Here is a 14,701-nt window from a genome sequence, read left to right as displayed (position 1 = left end):
GTGAGGGGTCTGTTCTCCGCGGATAGAGACCCCTCATCCGGCGCGCTCAAGAGCGCGCCACCTTCTCCCACAAGGGAGAAGGGAGGAAGAGCTACCGCGGCGCCATGCGGATGGCGCCGTCGAGACGGATGGTCTCGCCATTGAGCATCGGGTTCTCGACGATGTGCACGGCCAGCGAGCCGTATTCATTGGCGTCGCCGAGACGCGCGGGATGCGGCACCTGGGCGCCTAAGCTCTTGCGCGCCTCTTCGTTCAAGCCCATCAGCAGCGGCGTCAGAAACAGGCCGGGTGCGATGGTGTTAACGCGGATCTTCTGGCTCGCGAGGTCGCGCGCGGCCGGCAGCGTGAGACCGACGACGCCGCCCTTCGACGCCGCATACGCGATCTGGCCGATCTGCCCTTCGTAAGCCGCGACCGACGCCGTGTTGACGATGACGCCGCGCTCTTCACCGACCGGCTCGATCGTGACGAGGCGCGCGGCGAACAGACGCAGGCAGTTGAAGGTGCCGATCAAATTGACATTGATGATGCGCGCGAACTTTTCCAGCGGGTAGACCCCGTCGCGGCCGACGATACGCTGCGAGCCGCCGATGCCGGCGCAGTTCATCAGCACGCGCGCGACGCCGTGCGCGGCTTCCGCCTTGGCGATCGCCGCCTTGATCTGCTCCTCGCTGGTGACATCGGCATGAAGCGCGATGCCCTTCACTTCGGCGGCGACCTTCTCGGCGTTTTCCTTGCTCTGGTCGATCACGCCGATCCTGGCGCCCTTGGCGGCCATGGCGCGGGCGGTCGCGGCGCCAAGGCCCGACCCGCCGCCGGTGATGAGAACTGCAACATCTTTCAACTGCATCGCAAATACCTTTCCTCGAACCTTTTCCTTGGGCGTTTCTTCTCTAGACTTCTGCGTTCTGGCCGGATCATCCGGCCGCGGCAGCTTCCTCGATATTCGTGAGGATGCCGCCGCAGATCAGCGTTTCCATATGCTTGATGTATTGCCGGCAAACGTCGTCGGTGACCGGGCCGACGCCGGTCGCGCGTGACATCGCGTGCCGGCCGAAGAACAGATGATCGCAGGCGCCGATCAGGCTGGTGTAGAACAGCACCGGATCGGTGGCGCGGAATTCGCCGCGGCTGACGCCTTCGGCGAGCAGGCGGCGATGGAAATCAAGCAGCGGCGCGACGAAAAATTTCGAGACTTCGTCCGCGGAGCCCGCGACGCTCTCGTGCAGCAGATAGTGGATCAGCCGGTTCATATACGGAAACCGGTGATAGGCGCGGATGATGCCGCCGATATGCAGCTTCAGCTTCGCGGTCGGCGTGATCGGCTGCGCCAGCAAATATTCGAGATTGGACAGTTCCGTCCCCGCGTCGCGCTCGAGCAGCGCCAACAGCAGGCCGTCCTTGTTGCCGAAGTGATATTTGACCAGCGCGGCGTTGGCGCCGGATTTCTGGGCGATGTCGCTCAGCGAAATCTCGATCGAGGAGCGTTCGATCATCAGCTCGCTCGCGGCCACGAGCAATTTCTCTGCCGTGGAATTCTTTCCGCTGGGGAGCCTGTTCGGTACGCTGGTAGTCACGGAGATCCCTGATTTTGGCGCGAGAGCGGCCGCAGATAAGCCCAAGCAGCGCCTCCCCACAAGAGTTAATTGATCGATTGACTAAACAACCCGTCGCCCCTTAAATCCGCCCCGACAACCAACCGTTCAAAACAATCCAGGGAGAAACCGACATGGCCGAGGCTTACATCGTCGCCGCTGCGCGTACCGCCGGTGGGCGCAAGGGGGGCCGCCTCGCCGGATGGCATCCGGCCGATCTCGCCGCGAAGGTGCTGGACGAGCTGGTCGATCGCACCAAGGTCGATCCCGCGCTGGTCGAGGACGTGATCATGGGCTGCGTCATGCAGGTCGGCGAGCAATCCAACAACGTCGCGCGCAACGCCATCATGGCCTCGAAACTGCCGGAGAGCGTGCCGGGCACCTCGATCGACCGCCAATGCGGCTCCTCGCAGCAGGCACTGCACTTCGCAGCCCAGGCCGTGATGTCCGGCGCGATGGACGTGGTGATCGCCGCCGGCGTGGAATCGATGACGCGCGTGCCGATGGGCCTGTCGTCACAGCTTCCCGCCAAGAACGGGTTTGGCAACTACAAGAGCCCGGGTATCGAGCACCGCTATCCGAACATCGTGTTCAGCCAGTTCACCGGCGCCGAGATGATGGCCGAGAAGTACGGCCTCTCCAAGGACGAGCTCGACGAGTACTCCTACAACAGCCATCAGCGCGCGATCGCGGCAACGCAGGCCGGCCACTTCAAGAAGGAGATCGTGCCGCTCGAGATCACCCGCGCCGACGGCTCCAAGGACACCCATCACATCGACGAGGGCATCCGCTTCGACGCCACGCTCGACGGCATCAAGGGCGTCAAGCTGATCGCCGAGAACGGCAAGCTCTCCGCGGCCAGCGCGAGCCAGATCTGCGACGGCGCCTCCGGCGTGATGGTGGTGAACGAGCGCGGCCTGAAGCAGCTCGGCGTGAAGCCGCTGGCGCGCGTCCACCACATGACCATGATGGGCGGCGATCCCGTGATCATGCTCGACGCACCGCTGCACGCCACCAAGCGCGCGCTGGAAAAGGCCGGCATGACGATCGACGACATCGACCTGTTCGAGGTCAACGAGGCCTTTGCCTCGGTGCCGACGGGGTGGCTCAAGACCACCGGCGCCGATCCGGAACGTCTCAACGTCAATGGCGGCGCCATCGCGCTCGGCCATCCGCTCGGTGGCTCCGGCACCAAGCTGATGACGACGCTGGTGCATGCCCTGCATCAGCGCGGCAAGCGCTATGGTCTCCAGACCATGTGCGAAGGTGGCGGCATGGCCAACGTGACGATCGTGGAGCGGCTGTAAGCCGTCGCCTCATTGGTCACCACATTAACGGTGTCGTCCCGGCGTAGGCCGGGACCCATAACCGCAGGAGTTTGTGGTTAGGGCGAGCTGTGGCGACATCGCGCTTCAACAATTTGCAGCAGTGGGTATGGGTCCCGGCCTTCGCCGGGACAACACCATTTTTGCCTTGGGACCGCGTATGACTCACCCCTCCATCCACGCCCGCGCCACGCCCGACAAGATCGCCTATCAGATGGCCGGGACCGGCAAGGCGATCACCTATCGTGAGCTCGACGAGCTTTCGAACCAGGGCGCGCACCTGTTCCGCTCGCTCGGGCTGAAGGCCGGCGACCACATCGCGCTGCTGATGGAGAACCGCCTCGCCTTCATGGAGATCTGCTGGGCTGCGCAACGCAGCGGGCTCTATTACACCGCGATCAGCCGTTATTTGAAGCAGGACGAGATCGACTACATCATCGCCGATTGCGGCGCCAAGGTCGTGATCACGGCTCCGAAATGCGCCGACCAGATCAAGGCCCTGATCAAGGGTGCGGCCGGCGAGCCGGTCTTCTACATGATGGACGAGCCGCAAGCCGGCTTCCGCTCCTACGACAAGGAAGCGGCCGCCCAGCCGACAACGCCGATCGCCGACGAGGTCGCCGGCTACGACATGCTGTATTCGTCCGGCACCACCGGCCGGCCCAAGGGCATCAAGAAAGCATTCGAGGGCAAGCCGATCGACGAGCCGAACGCGTTTCTGCGCGTGCTCTGCGCCAGCATGTGCGGCATGAACGCCGAGACTATTTATCTCTCACCGGCACCGCTCTATCACGCCGCTCCCTTGCGCTTCAACATAATGGCGATCCTGCTCGGCGGCACCTCCATCATCATGGAGCACTTTGATGCCGAAGATTTCCTGAGGCTGGTCGAAAAATACAAGGTGACCCACGCGCAGCTCGTGCCGACCATGTTCGTGCGCATGCTCAAGCTGCCGGACGAGGTCCGCAACCGCTACGACGTCTCGACGCTGAAGGGCGCGATCCACGCCGCCGCGCCCTGCCCGGTCGAGGTCAAGGCCAAGATGATCGAATGGTGGGGGCCGATCCTGATCGAGTATTACGCGGGCTCAGAAGGCAACGGCGTCACCGTCTGCAACTCGAAAGAATGGCTGGAGCACCGCGGCAGCGTCGGCCGCGCCGTGGTCGGCAAGATCAGGATTCTGGACGAGAACGACGAGGAGCAGCCGACTGGCGAGATCGGCACCGTCTATTTCGCCGATGCGCCTGTTTTCACCTATCACAACGATCCCGAGAAGACGAAGAAGGCCTACAACGCAAAAGGCTGGTCGACACTCGGCGACGTCGGCTATCTCGACAGTGACGGCTTTCTCTTTCTCACCGACCGCAAGTCCTACATGATCATCTCCGGCGGCGTAAACATCTACCCGCAGGAGACCGAGGACGTGCTTATCACCCACCCTGAAGTCGCCGACGTCGCCGTGTTCGGCGTGCCGAACGAGGAGATGGGCGAAGAGGTCAAGGCCGTGGTGCAGCCGCAGGATCCCAAGCGCGCCGGCAAGGAGCTCGAGGCCGACCTGATCGCCTACTGCAAGAGCCGCCTCTCGACGATCAAGTGCCCGCGCTCGATCGATTTCGAAGCCGAGCTGCCGCGCACGCCGACCGGCAAGCTGGTGAAGCGGCATTTGCGCGACAAATATTGGCCGAAGGCGGCGGCGAAGATTTAGCCCGCCTCATCGCCTCAATCGAACAAGCTCGGCGTGTGGTTCACCAGCGCGCCTTCGATCTCCAGCATCTTCAGCTTCGTCACCACACCGCCATTGGCGGAGAAACCGCCGGGCTTGTTGCCGGCCGCCAGCACGCGATGGCAGGGCACGACGATCGGGCACGGATTGCGGCCAAGCGCCTGGCCGACGTCGCGCGACAGCTCGACACCGCCGAGCTGCTTGGCGATGTCGCCATAGGTGACGGTCTTGCCCGGCGGAATGGTGCGGGCGATCGCGTAGACCCCGCGGTTGAAATCGGGCACGCCGTCGAGATCGAGCGGGATGTCGGTGAGGTCATCCGGCTCGCCCGCGAGCAGTTTTGTGATGCGGTCGATCGCCTGCTGCACGTCGGCGGTCGGTTCGGCCTCGCGCGCGTCGGCATGGCGCTGGCTGATGCGGGTGCGGATTTTCTGCTCGCCGCCCATCGGCAGTTGCGTGCCGTTGATGCCGCGCGGACCCCAGGCAATGGCGCACAGGCCGATCTTGCTATCGAACAGGGCAAAATGCTGGTCGGTCATGGTTTGGTCCCTGGCTTGCGTTCCCTTGCATGCCCCCAATGTGAACTGAGCTCAAATCTAGGCTTGGAAATAGTTGCGATCCACCCGGTTTCCGGGAATCTTGCACAGGAGTTCCGCCTCCCCTTTTCGCGAGCCCCGAATGCAAAGCCTCCACGTCAACGGATACGACATGCCCTATCTCGACGTGGGCGAAGACCGGGACCGGCCGCCGCTGGTCTGCGTGCACGGCTCGCTCAACGACTTCCGTGTCTGGGGCTGCGTGCTCGGCCCGCTGTCGCAGCGGCACCGGCTGATCTGCGTCAGCCTGCGGCACTTCTTCCCGGCGCGATGGGATGGCGTCGGCGACACCTATTCGATCGCCCAGCATGTCGACGACGTCATCGCCTTCATCGAGGAACTCGACCTTGGTCCGGTCGATTTGATGGGCCATTCCCGCGGCGGGCACATCTGCTTCCGCGTGGCGCAGCGGCGGCCGGATCTGCTCCGGCGGCTGGTGCTGGCCGAGCCCGGCGGCGAGCTCGAAGCGAGCCTCGATCCCGACTATGCCGGCGGTCCCTCACCGCTGCTGGCGCGGTTCACGGCCTCGGCCGAGAAGATCGCGGCCGGCGACGTCGACGGCGGCCTTGCCGTCTTCGTCGACACGCTTGAAGGCGCCGGCACCTGGCCGCGGCTGCCGGCACTGGTGAAGCAGAATCTGCGTGACAACGCTTTCACGCTGATCGGCCAAGTCCGCGACAATCGCCCGCCATTCTCGAAGACGGACGCGGGGTCCATCAAGATGCCGACGTTGTTCGTCCTGGGCGCGCGGACCAAGGGCCTGCTACCGAAAGTGCTGCATGCGCTCGCCGCGCATGTGCCGTATTCCAAAACGGCGGTCATCCCGAACGCAACGCACCCGATGTTCGAGCAGGCGCCGCAGAAATACTCCGAAGTGGTGCTGGATTTTCTGGCGGGCTGATCATGCAGACATTTCGCGTCAATGGTTACGACATGGCCTATCTCGAAGTCGGACGAGGCCCGCCGCTGGTCTGCGTGCACGGCACGCTCGGCGATTTCCGCACCTGGTATTCCGTGCTCGGCCCGCTGTCGAAATCGCATCGCGTGATCTCGGTGAGCCTGCGGCATTTCTTTCCCGAACACTGGGACGCCGTCGGCGACGATTACAAGATGGCCCAGCACGTCGCCGACGTGATCGCTTTCATCGAGCAGGTCGACCCCGCGCCGGTCGATCTGATGGGCCATTCGCGCGGCGGCCACATCGCGTTTCGCGTGGCGCAGTCGCGGCCCGATCTGTTGCGCAAGCTGGTGCTGGCCGAGCCCGGCGGCGATCTCGATGCCAGCCTGCCGGTGCCCGCAGGCACGCCCGTGCATCCGCCGCTGGCCGCGCGCACGGCGCGCTCGGTCGAGATGATCCGCGCCGGCGACATCGAGGGCGCGCTGCAGAACTTCTACGAAGGCATCGAAGGCGACGGCTCGTGGCGGCGCGTGCCGGCGGCGGCGAAGCAGCAATTGCGCGACAACGCGATCACCTTCCTCGGCCAGATCAACGAGCAGCGCAGGCCCTACACGCTCGCGGACGCGCAGGCGATCAGGACCCCGACGCTGCTGATCGGCGGCGGGGCGACTGCGGGGAGCCTGTCGGTGATGTGGCGCGTGCTGGCCGCGCACATCGCGGGCGCCAAAACGGCCGTGATCCCCAATGCCGGGCACTGGATGTTCGAGCAGGCGCCGCTGGAGTTCGGCGAGGCGGTCAGCGCGTTTTTGGCGGAGTAAGCGGCCTCACGCTCTCTTATTTTGAAAACAACCCCATGCACAGTAGCCGAGCCTAGCAATATCAATGGCTTGGCCGAGCGCAAAAATGGGGTCGGACGCCCCGTTGGTCCGCGCTTGACGCCCTTCCCCTCTCGGCCGTATCTTTGAATACGGAATTCCGTATTCGCTCTCATGCTCTCGGAGCTCCCGGCGTGATCCCTCTCGACCCGCTTCCGAACTTGATCGACCAGGTCTATGCGCGGATCCTGGAGGCGATCTCCGACCGCACGCTGCAGCCCGGCCAGCGCATCCGGCAGAACGAGCTCGCCGACAGGCTCGGGGTGTCGCGCCAGCCGGTGTCGCATGCGCTGCACCTGTTGCACCGGCAGGGACTGGTCGCCGAAAGCGGCCGACGCGGCTTTGAAGTCACCCAGCTCGATCCCGCACGCATCCGCCAGCTCTACGAGGTGCGCGGAGCAATCGATGCCCTGGCGGCGCGGCTTGCCGGCGAACGCGCCGGGACCGATGCAGCGGGACGCGCGCGGCTGGAGGCGGCGCTTGCCGCCGGACGCGGGATCGACGGCAAGACCACGCTCGCCGAGCTGATCGCGCTCGACGTCGCGTTTCATCGCGCGATCTATCGGCTCTCCGGCAATCCCGTGATCGAGGAGACGATTACGCCGCAATGGCCGCATATGCGCCGCTCGATGGCGACGGTGCTGTCCGAGCTGGATTATCGCGGCAGCGCCTGGGCCGAGCATGCCGACATTGCCGGACACATTCTCGCGGGCGACGCGAAGGCGGCCGAACGTGCGGCGCTTGCGCATGCGCAGACGGCGGGACGGATGACCGAGGAGAGACTGAGGGCGACGGAAGAGGCCGCGGCGTAGATCACGATCTCCGTCGCCGTCATGGCCGGGCTTGACCCGGCCATCCACGACTTTGTTCGACGCTGGAAGAACGTGGATGCCCGGGACAAGCCCGGGCATGACGAGAGAGAAAAAATGACAAAACAGGAGGACGCGCCATGAAACTGTCCCAGGAGCAATTGGAGTTCTTCCACCGCGAGGGCTGGCTGTTCCTGCCCGAATTGTTCAGCCCGGAGGAGGTCGATCTCCTCGCGCGCGAGGCGGTTGCCATCTATGACGCGAACCGGCCGGAAGTCTGGCGCGAGAAGAGCGGTGCACCGCGCACCGCCTTTGCCGCGCATCTCTACAACGAAGCGTTCAGAATCCTCGGCGCGCATCCGCGCATGATCGACCCGGTCGAGCAATTATTCGGCGAGCAGGTCTACATGCACCAGTTCAAGATCAACGCAAAATCCGCCTTCACCGGCGACGTTTGGCAATGGCACCAGGATTACGGCACCTGGAAGCGCGACGACGGCATGCCCGAGCCGCGCGCGATGAACATCGCGATCTTCCTCGACGAGGTGATGCCGATCAACGGCCCGCTGATGCTGGTGCCGCAGAGCCAGAACGCCGGCGACCTCAAGGCCTCGCACGACCTCGCGACGACCTCCTATCCGCTCTGGACGCTGGACGAGGAGACCGTGACGCGGCTGGTCAAGCAGGGCGGCATCGTCGCGCCAACCGGCAAACCCGGCGGCATGCTGATGTTCCACGGCAATCTCGTGCACGGCTCGGCCGGCAACATCACGCCCTATCCGCGCAAGATCGTGTACCTGACGCTGAACGCGGTTTCGAACTACATCCGCACCCCGACGCGGCCGGAGTACATCGCGCATCGCGATTTTGCGCCAATCAAGATGGTGGACGACGACGCGCTGGTCCGGCTCGCCCGTGCGCCGCGGCAGGCGGCGGAGTAACCGTCATTCCGGGGCGGCGCGTAGCGTCGAGCCCGGAATCCATCAGGCCGCAGAAGTCGCGGATGGATGGATTCCGGGCTCGCGCTTCGCGCGCCCCGGAATGACGAGTTTCAATCGTTGCGCTTAGGACAAGCCCCATGAACCTCTTCCGCCTCCTCCAAGCCCGCGCTGCCGCCGGCAAGCCCGTCCGTGTCGCGCTGATCGGCGCCGGAAAATTCGGCTCGATGTTTTTGGCGCAGGTGCCGCACACGCCGGGGCTCGTGGTCCCCATCATCGTCGACATCGATCGCGACCGCGCGCGCGAGGCCTGCCGCACGGTCGGCTGGGACGAGACCCGCATCGCCGCCACCGTCTTCACCGACGACGGCGCGCGCGCCATCGCCGGCGGCGCGATGGACGTGGTGGTGGAGGCGACCGGCAATCCGGCCGTCGGCATCAAGCATGCGCGCGCGGCGATCGCGGCCGGCAAGCATATCGTGATGGTCAATGTCGAGGCCGACGTGCTGGCGGGTCCGCTGCTCGCCGAGGAAGCCCGCAAGGCGGGCGTGGTCTATTCGCTCGCCTATGGCGATCAGCCGGCGCTGACCGCGGAGATGGTGGATTGGGCCCGCGCCACCGGTTTTCACGTGGTTGCCGCAGGCAAGGGAACAAAATATCTGCCGGCCTATCACGACGTGACGCCCGATGGCGTCTGGCAGCATTACGGGCTGAGCGCGAGCGAGGCGCAATCGGCCGGGATGAATCCGCAGATGTTCAACTCCTTCCTCGACGGCACCAAATCGGCGATCGAGATGGCCGCGATCGCGAACGCCTGCGGGCTGGACGTGCCTACGGAGGGCCTGCTGTTTCCACCCTGCGGCGTCGACGACCTGCCGCACATCATGCGGCCTCGCAGCAAGGGCGGCGTGCTGGAGCGATCGGGCGTCGTGGAGGTGGTCTCCTCGCTCGAGCGCGACGGAAGGCCGGTGTTTCGCGATCTGCGCTGGGGCGTTTACGTTGTGCTGGAGGCGCCGAACGACTATGCCGCCGACTGCTTCAGGCAATATGGCCTCAAGACCGACGGCAGCGGACGGTACGCGGCGATGTACAAGCCCTATCATCTGATCGGGCTCGAGCTGAACATCTCGGTGTTGTCGGCAGCCCTGCGGGGCGAGCCGACCGGGCAGCCCCATGGTTTCCGCGGCGACGTCGCCGCCGTGGCAAAACGCAATCTGCGCGCCGGCGAGATGCTGGACGGCGAAGGCGGCTACACGGTGTGGGGCAAGCTGGTGCCGGCGGCCGCGAGCCTCAAGGCCGGCGCGCTGCCGATCGGGCTGGCGCACCGGCTGAAGCTGAAGCACAACGTCGCCCATGGCGAGATCGTGCGCTGGAGTGACGTCGAGTTTGACGCGGGCAACGAGACGATCAGGACGCGCAAGGCGATGGAAGCGGCGTTCGCAAGCGCAGAGCAGGCCGCGCACTCATGAATCGAGATCCATTGGTGCGCGCGATGTCCGCTGACCAACGCTTTGCGGACTCAAGCTGAAGATCGACTCAGGGAAGCTATGGGAAGAAGCAACATCCTGAGTTACGAATCGCTTTGCCAGCACACCGAGCTGTACAGCACTTCGACGGGACGGAAACGCACCAATTCCACGCGATCGAGAAAGCCGGTGGTTGGTTCCCAGCTTGATAGGAGAGCCATGAGAGCCGGCCCCGGGTCGGGCAAAGCTGCCGATAACGTCACGTGCGGCACCCAAGCTCCCGGTCGATAATGCGCATCAACTTTAAGATCGGGAAGTGCGGTTTGTATGGCCTGATGCCGCGCAAGCAACTCGCGCGTCACGATCGGCACGGCCCATAGAACGGTGCCGTTACCCGGGAAAGCCCCCAATCCGCTCAAGCTCATCGGGAGGGCCTCCCAATTTCGAGAGGTATCTTCTAGCGCGGTGTGTAGCCTCTTGAGGGGGGTCTCGTCCGGGTAGATCGCCAGGGTAATATGCGGCGCGTACCCAAGTTGGTAGCGATCGGCATCGATTCCGCTGGTCGCAAGCTTGCGCCACATTGCCTCGATAGGAACAGCGCTGATGGGGTCTAAGCAGAGTGTAATGGCGAACGGCATGGGCGCAATACTAACAGCGCCTAGGCGCGCACAGCAACTCGCTCAGTGCTCGCCCAATTCTGTATCCATCTGGCCGCTGCTTTCCCCACACGTCCCCAAGCACATCGGAGGGCCAATGACACCTACGGCCGCACTTCGAAGTAAGTCTTGCCGCCTCGTTCGAATCCTGCTCGCTCGTAGAAGCGCAGGGTCGTCTCACGCTTGGACCCCGTCGCCAAGTGGACCTTATAGCAGTCGGCCTGCGATGCGATCTCAAGCGCATAGGTGAGAACCCGTCGCCCGAGCCCTGATTTGCGATGGTCGGCGTGGGTGACTACATTCTCAATGACGCCATATGATCGGCCGCCCCGAGACAGATTGGGCACAATTGCAAGCGTGCACGACGATAGAAGCTGTTCACCTGCTTGCGCCACGATCACAGTCATAAACCTCGATGAAAGCAGGTTGGACCAGACGCGCTCAGCCGTAGCTGGCTCCAGTTGAGCTTCGTGCGGATGGAGATGCCGGTAAAGGTTCAAAACCTGATGCAGGTCGTGTTCTGTTGCGTGACGGACAATAGCCTCTTTCATGTAGTGATCTCTTGCAAAGCAAGTCGCAGTTGCGGAGCAAATTGCAACGACAATCTCATATCCGAGGCCGCGCTGTCTCCAGAAGTTTCATAGCCTCCACCACCGAATTGTAGATCAATTGGTCATCCGGTTTGCGGTTCTCTTTGAGCTTCTCCACGTTCGCGCGATCAACCCAGAGAGTTTCTGACACTTTGCCGGTTTCCAGAGTTGGTTTTGTGAGGTCCCCGTCGACGGTCACGATGAACTGTCGTTCTTCGTAGGGTGTCGGCCCATAGCTCCAATATTTAGGTGTTAGCTCAAGAACGATGTTTTTGAGGTGCCAGCCTGTCTCCTCATGTATTTCCCGGCGCAGAGCAGAAAGAACGTCCTCGTCGTCTTCGACGTGCCCGCCGATCAAGTCCCAACACCCGGGAAACAACTCACGCGTCGATGAGCGCCTTTGCACAAAGACGCGTCCTCGACCGTCAACGACCATCGCGTCCGCAATGAGCTGCCTTCTTGGTGACATTTTCGTCGGTCTCGGAGTGTGGTAGATTAGCCTTTGCGGCGCCCACTTGAGGCCGATGCCGTGGCCTCATGGTCCGATTTTGATCCAGCCGTACGAGCTCCGCAACGGGTCCACAATCTAACCTAGTAACGTCCCCGACATATCGGCTTTGGTTCTCGGTCAGGGAAGCAGCCGCTCTTGCTTTGCCTGCCTGAACCACTTCCGGAACATGTCTTCGGTGTCCATCATCTCGGTGAAGCCGGCGCGGTTGATCTTCACGGTCGAGACGATCGAGGGCGGACCGGATTCGGTGTGGCCGTAGCGCAGGCTGTAATCGGCGTATTGGAACGAGAGGCCGACGAATTCGGCCAACGCAGGCGATACGAGGTCGTGCTTGCGCCGCAGCCCATCCCAGGGGCCGACCCAGGATGGAAACGCTTTGGCGAGCGACAGCGGGACCGGCCTACCCGGCTTCATCTCCAGCGCATCGGCGACCGCAGGCCAGATGGTCTCCCAGGTAAAGACGTCGCCATTGGTCACGTTGAAGGCCTCGTTGCGCGCGGCCTCGGCCTCGCCCGACCAGGCGATGGCGCGGGCGAGGAGATCGACATCGACGGCCTGCCCCACCCGCGCGGCGCCGCCGGGGTAATCGAGCGGCCTGCCTTGTTCGCGCAGCATCGCGGCGTAGACGCCGAGCGGTGGAATCAAATCCATGGCGCCGCCCATGGCGAGGCCGACGATCAGCACCGGCCGCAGGATGCTCCAATGCCAGCTCTTGCCGGTGTGGAGGTCGCGCAAGAAGGTTTCCTGCGCCCAGTAGAAGTTGGGCTGCTCGTACATTTCGGAGCGGCCTTCGCGAGCCGGCACTGTCAGGGGGCGAACGTGGACACCGTAGGCCTTGGTGCCCTGCAACAGGGCGACATGCCTGAGGCCGGGTGCCACCGGCTCGAGCGCACCCATCAAATTGCGCAGCATCAAATCGTTGGTGTTGATCTGCTGCGGGTCGCGCCAGCCGTCGACGAGCTGCGGCGCCTCGTAGAGCGCGGCGTAGATCAGATGCGTCGCGCCGCTCAATTCCGAGGCGGCACGTCGGCAATCCGCTGCGCTGGTCAGGTCGATCGGGACATGGCGAGCGCCGTAGAGATCGCGCGGCTTCCGCCGGGACAGGGCAATGACATCGCACCCGCCCGACTTGCCGAAGTGTCGCAACGCGGCATTGCCGACGAGACCGCTCGCTCCGGCAACCACGACCTTTTTGCCTGTCATGCGCGAGCCTCCCTGGTTTTGGCGCGACTGAATAGCAGATCGCGTGCAGGCCCGACTTGCGTCAGGTCGGTGTTCGCAGCTGCGAGGTGCCCATGAGGCTTGATTCCGGCGAAGCGCCCGGTCATCCTCGCGCGCGGAACCGCAACGATCGGAATTCCATCTACCAGTGCCCGCAAGGGCCGTTCGGAAACGCCACAACGTCTCAACAGAAAACGTCGAGCGTCGACGAAGACAAGACGACACCAAGATCGTTCCCCAGGTCGAAGCATCGACTTAACGGAGGGAAGCGCATGGAACGTCGTAAATTCCTGACGGCAGGCGGATTGGGCCTGGCCGCAAGTGCCGTCGCTGCGCCGGCGATCGCGCAATCGATGCCCGAGATCAAATGGCGCTACGCCGCGAGCTGGCCGAAGGCGCTCGATACGCTCTACGGCGGCTGCGAGTATTTCGCCAAGCGGGTCGCCGAGATCACCGACAATCGTTTCCAGATCCAGCCATTCGCCGCCGGCGAGATCGTGCCGGGCCTGCAAGTGCTCGACGCCGTCGCCAACGGCACGGTCGAGATGGGCAACACCGCGCTGTATTATTACTGGGGCAAGAACCCCGCCTTCACGTTCGGTACGTCGCTGCCGTTCGGGTTGAACACGCGCCAGCACATTTCGTGGCTGCAGTGGGGCGGCGGCCAGGACCTGATCAACAATCTGCTGAAGGAATACAACACCATCGGCATTCCGACCGGGTCGACCGGCGCGCAGATGGGCGGCTGGTTCCGGAAGGAGATCAAGTCGATCGACGATCTCAAGGGACTGAAATTCCGGGTCGGCGGCTTTGCCGGTACGATCATCGCCAAGGTCGGCGGTGTGCCGCAGCAGATCGCGGCGGGCGACATCTATCCCGCGCTGGAGAAGGGCACGCTCGATGCCGCCGAATGGGTCGGGCCCTATGACGACGAGAAGCTCGGCTTCGTGAAGGTCGCGAAGTACTATTACTATCCCGGTTGGTGGGAAGGCACCGGCCAGGGTCACAACATCATCAATCTCGACAAATGGAACACGCTGCCGAAGCACTATCAGGCCGCGGTCGATGCCGCGTCGCGCGATACCTTCACCTGGGTGACCGGCAAGTACGACTACGTCAATCCGCCGGCACTGAAGCGTCTGCTGGTGGCCGGCGCGATCCTGAAGCCGTTCCCGCAGGAAGTTCTCGAAAGCTGCTATGGCGCGGCCAACGAGATCTACGCCGATCTCGCCAAGACCAACCCGCATTTCGGCAAGATGTATACGAGCCTCACGGCTTTCCGCAGCGAATCGCTGGCCTGGATGCAGGTCGCTGAGTTGAGCTTCGACAGCTTCATGATGCGGATGCGGACACGGACGTGAGGCGCTGAGCGACGCGTGAGGGTCGGCAACGACGAAAGCCCCGGAGATGTCTCCGGGGCTTTTGGTTGCGGCGGTGTCGGTGGGGTTAAGCGAAAGCTCGCGTCACCATAGGTGTCATCGCCCGGCTTGACCGGGCG

15 protein-coding genes are annotated in these 14,701 nt (G+C 63.8%); 8 read left to right on the top strand and 7 right to left on the bottom strand.

The features are described 5' to 3' along the window. Nucleotides 1-91: 91 nt before the first annotated feature. Both AC0L20_RS17055 and AC0L20_RS17050 read right to left on the bottom strand, forming a co-directional pair. On the bottom strand, nucleotides 92-850 hold the full coding sequence (locus AC0L20_RS17055) for an SDR family NAD(P)-dependent oxidoreductase (RefSeq protein WP_473289896.1): 759 nt from the start codon (nucleotides 848-850) through the stop codon (nucleotides 92-94). 67 nt (nucleotides 851-917) lie between these two features. After that, nucleotides 918-1,520 carry a TetR family transcriptional regulator gene (locus AC0L20_RS17050; protein WP_473290002.1) on the bottom strand — a complete coding sequence of 201 codons (603 nt, stop codon included), beginning with the start codon at nucleotides 1,518-1,520 and terminating at the stop codon, nucleotides 918-920. Between the two features lie 209 nt (nucleotides 1,521-1,729). Between AC0L20_RS17050 and AC0L20_RS17045 the strand changes: the two genes are divergently transcribed. Both AC0L20_RS17045 and AC0L20_RS17040 read left to right on the top strand, forming a co-directional pair. After that, on the top strand, nucleotides 1,730-2,902 hold the full coding sequence (locus AC0L20_RS17045) for an acetyl-CoA C-acetyltransferase (protein WP_247290133.1): 1,173 nt from the start codon (nucleotides 1,730-1,732) through the stop codon (nucleotides 2,900-2,902). Nucleotides 2,903-3,080: 178 nt separating this feature from the next. After that, nucleotides 3,081-4,625: an acyl-CoA synthetase gene (locus tag AC0L20_RS17040; protein ID WP_473289894.1), complete on the top strand. Its 1,545-nt coding sequence runs from the start codon at nucleotides 3,081-3,083 to the stop codon at nucleotides 4,623-4,625. A gap of 14 nt (nucleotides 4,626-4,639) precedes the next feature. On the opposite strand, the gene AC0L20_RS17035 is transcribed toward AC0L20_RS17040, so the two are convergent. Continuing rightward, complete coding sequence (locus AC0L20_RS17035; RefSeq protein ID WP_473289891.1) at nucleotides 4,640-5,182, bottom strand: methylated-DNA--[protein]-cysteine S-methyltransferase; 543 nt, start codon at nucleotides 5,180-5,182, stop codon at nucleotides 4,640-4,642. Nucleotides 5,183-5,321: 139 nt separating this feature from the next. On the opposite strand from AC0L20_RS17035, the gene AC0L20_RS17030 reads away from it, so the two are divergent. The 5 genes from AC0L20_RS17030 (at nucleotide 5,322) to AC0L20_RS17010 (ending at nucleotide 10,228) form a co-directional block, all read left to right on the top strand. Beyond that, complete coding sequence (locus AC0L20_RS17030) at nucleotides 5,322-6,140, top strand: alpha/beta fold hydrolase (RefSeq protein ID WP_473289889.1); 819 nt, start codon at nucleotides 5,322-5,324, stop codon at nucleotides 6,138-6,140. 2 nt (nucleotides 6,141-6,142) lie between these two features. Then, the gene (locus AC0L20_RS17025; protein ID WP_473289886.1) at nucleotides 6,143-6,955 is read left to right on the top strand and encodes an alpha/beta fold hydrolase; all 813 of its coding nucleotides are present in this window, start codon (nucleotides 6,143-6,145) and stop codon (nucleotides 6,953-6,955) included. A gap of 191 nt (nucleotides 6,956-7,146) precedes the next feature. Continuing rightward, the gene (locus AC0L20_RS17020) at nucleotides 7,147-7,824 is read left to right on the top strand and encodes a GntR family transcriptional regulator (RefSeq protein ID WP_473289884.1); all 678 of its coding nucleotides are present in this window, start codon (nucleotides 7,147-7,149) and stop codon (nucleotides 7,822-7,824) included. 137 nt (nucleotides 7,825-7,961) lie between these two features. Continuing rightward, a complete protein-coding gene (locus AC0L20_RS17015; protein ID WP_473289882.1) occupies nucleotides 7,962-8,762 on the top strand; it encodes a phytanoyl-CoA dioxygenase family protein in 801 nt (266 codons plus the stop codon). A 137-nt stretch (nucleotides 8,763-8,899) separates the two neighbouring features. Further along, entirely contained in the window at nucleotides 8,900-10,228 is a 1,329-nt protein-coding gene (locus AC0L20_RS17010) for an NAD(P)H-dependent oxidoreductase (protein WP_473289880.1), read from the top strand. A gap of 101 nt (nucleotides 10,229-10,329) precedes the next feature. Here AC0L20_RS17010 and AC0L20_RS17005 read toward each other — a convergent pair whose 3' ends face one another. The 4 genes from AC0L20_RS17005 to AC0L20_RS16990 all read right to left on the bottom strand — a co-directional run bounded on the left by AC0L20_RS17005 (nucleotide 10,330) and on the right by AC0L20_RS16990 (nucleotide 13,185). Next, complete coding sequence (locus AC0L20_RS17005; RefSeq protein ID WP_473289876.1) at nucleotides 10,330-10,863, bottom strand: 2'-5' RNA ligase family protein; 534 nt, start codon at nucleotides 10,861-10,863, stop codon at nucleotides 10,330-10,332. 122 nt (nucleotides 10,864-10,985) lie between these two features. Further along, nucleotides 10,986-11,432 carry a GNAT family N-acetyltransferase gene (locus AC0L20_RS17000; RefSeq protein ID WP_473289873.1) on the bottom strand — a complete coding sequence of 149 codons (447 nt, stop codon included), beginning with the start codon at nucleotides 11,430-11,432 and terminating at the stop codon, nucleotides 10,986-10,988. A 55-nt stretch (nucleotides 11,433-11,487) separates the two neighbouring features. Next, nucleotides 11,488-11,940: an NUDIX hydrolase gene (locus AC0L20_RS16995; RefSeq protein WP_473289869.1), complete on the bottom strand. Its 453-nt coding sequence runs from the start codon at nucleotides 11,938-11,940 to the stop codon at nucleotides 11,488-11,490. 159 nt (nucleotides 11,941-12,099) lie between these two features. Further along, nucleotides 12,100-13,185: an NAD-dependent epimerase/dehydratase family protein gene (locus AC0L20_RS16990; protein ID WP_473289865.1), complete on the bottom strand. Its 1,086-nt coding sequence runs from the start codon at nucleotides 13,183-13,185 to the stop codon at nucleotides 12,100-12,102. Nucleotides 13,186-13,475: 290 nt separating this feature from the next. On the opposite strand from AC0L20_RS16990, the gene AC0L20_RS16985 reads away from it, so the two are divergent. Further along, nucleotides 13,476-14,564 (top strand): TRAP transporter substrate-binding protein, encoded by a 1,089-nt coding sequence (locus tag AC0L20_RS16985; RefSeq protein ID WP_473289861.1) that lies wholly within the window; start codon nucleotides 13,476-13,478, stop codon nucleotides 14,562-14,564. The last annotated feature ends 137 nt before the right edge of the window (nucleotides 14,565-14,701 follow it).

The organism is Bradyrhizobium sp. Kon58 (assembly GCF_055807455.1).
Note: the sequence above shows the minus strand (reverse complement) of the source record. Positions and strands in the feature narration are given on the sequence as shown.

What these genes read in the sequence shown, in the direction of transcription:
- AC0L20_RS17015 (WP_473289882.1), top strand. Translation starts at nt 7,962, where the DNA reads ATGAAACTGTCCCAGGAGCAATTGGAGTTCTTCCACCGCGAGGGCTGG.
- AC0L20_RS17035 (WP_473289891.1), bottom strand. Translation starts at nt 5,182, where the DNA reads ATGACCGACCAGCATTTTGCCCTGTTCGATAGCAAGATCGGCCTGTGC.
- AC0L20_RS17055 (WP_473289896.1), bottom strand. Translation starts at nt 850, where the DNA reads ATGCAGTTGAAAGATGTTGCAGTTCTCATCACCGGCGGCGGGTCGGGC.
- AC0L20_RS17025 (WP_473289886.1), top strand. Translation starts at nt 6,143, where the DNA reads ATGCAGACATTTCGCGTCAATGGTTACGACATGGCCTATCTCGAAGTC.
- AC0L20_RS16995 (WP_473289869.1), bottom strand. Translation starts at nt 11,940, where the DNA reads ATGTCACCAAGAAGGCAGCTCATTGCGGACGCGATGGTCGTTGACGGT.
- AC0L20_RS16985 (WP_473289861.1), top strand. Translation starts at nt 13,476, where the DNA reads ATGGAACGTCGTAAATTCCTGACGGCAGGCGGATTGGGCCTGGCCGCA.
- AC0L20_RS17005 (WP_473289876.1), bottom strand. Translation starts at nt 10,863, where the DNA reads ATGCCGTTCGCCATTACACTCTGCTTAGACCCCATCAGCGCTGTTCCT.
- AC0L20_RS17040 (WP_473289894.1), top strand. Translation starts at nt 3,081, where the DNA reads ATGACTCACCCCTCCATCCACGCCCGCGCCACGCCCGACAAGATCGCC.
- AC0L20_RS17000 (WP_473289873.1), bottom strand. Translation starts at nt 11,432, where the DNA reads ATGAAAGAGGCTATTGTCCGTCACGCAACAGAACACGACCTGCATCAG.
- AC0L20_RS17010 (WP_473289880.1), top strand. Translation starts at nt 8,900, where the DNA reads ATGAACCTCTTCCGCCTCCTCCAAGCCCGCGCTGCCGCCGGCAAGCCC.
- AC0L20_RS17030 (WP_473289889.1), top strand. Translation starts at nt 5,322, where the DNA reads ATGCAAAGCCTCCACGTCAACGGATACGACATGCCCTATCTCGACGTG.
- AC0L20_RS17045 (WP_247290133.1), top strand. Translation starts at nt 1,730, where the DNA reads ATGGCCGAGGCTTACATCGTCGCCGCTGCGCGTACCGCCGGTGGGCGC.
- AC0L20_RS16990 (WP_473289865.1), bottom strand. Translation starts at nt 13,185, where the DNA reads ATGACAGGCAAAAAGGTCGTGGTTGCCGGAGCGAGCGGTCTCGTCGGC.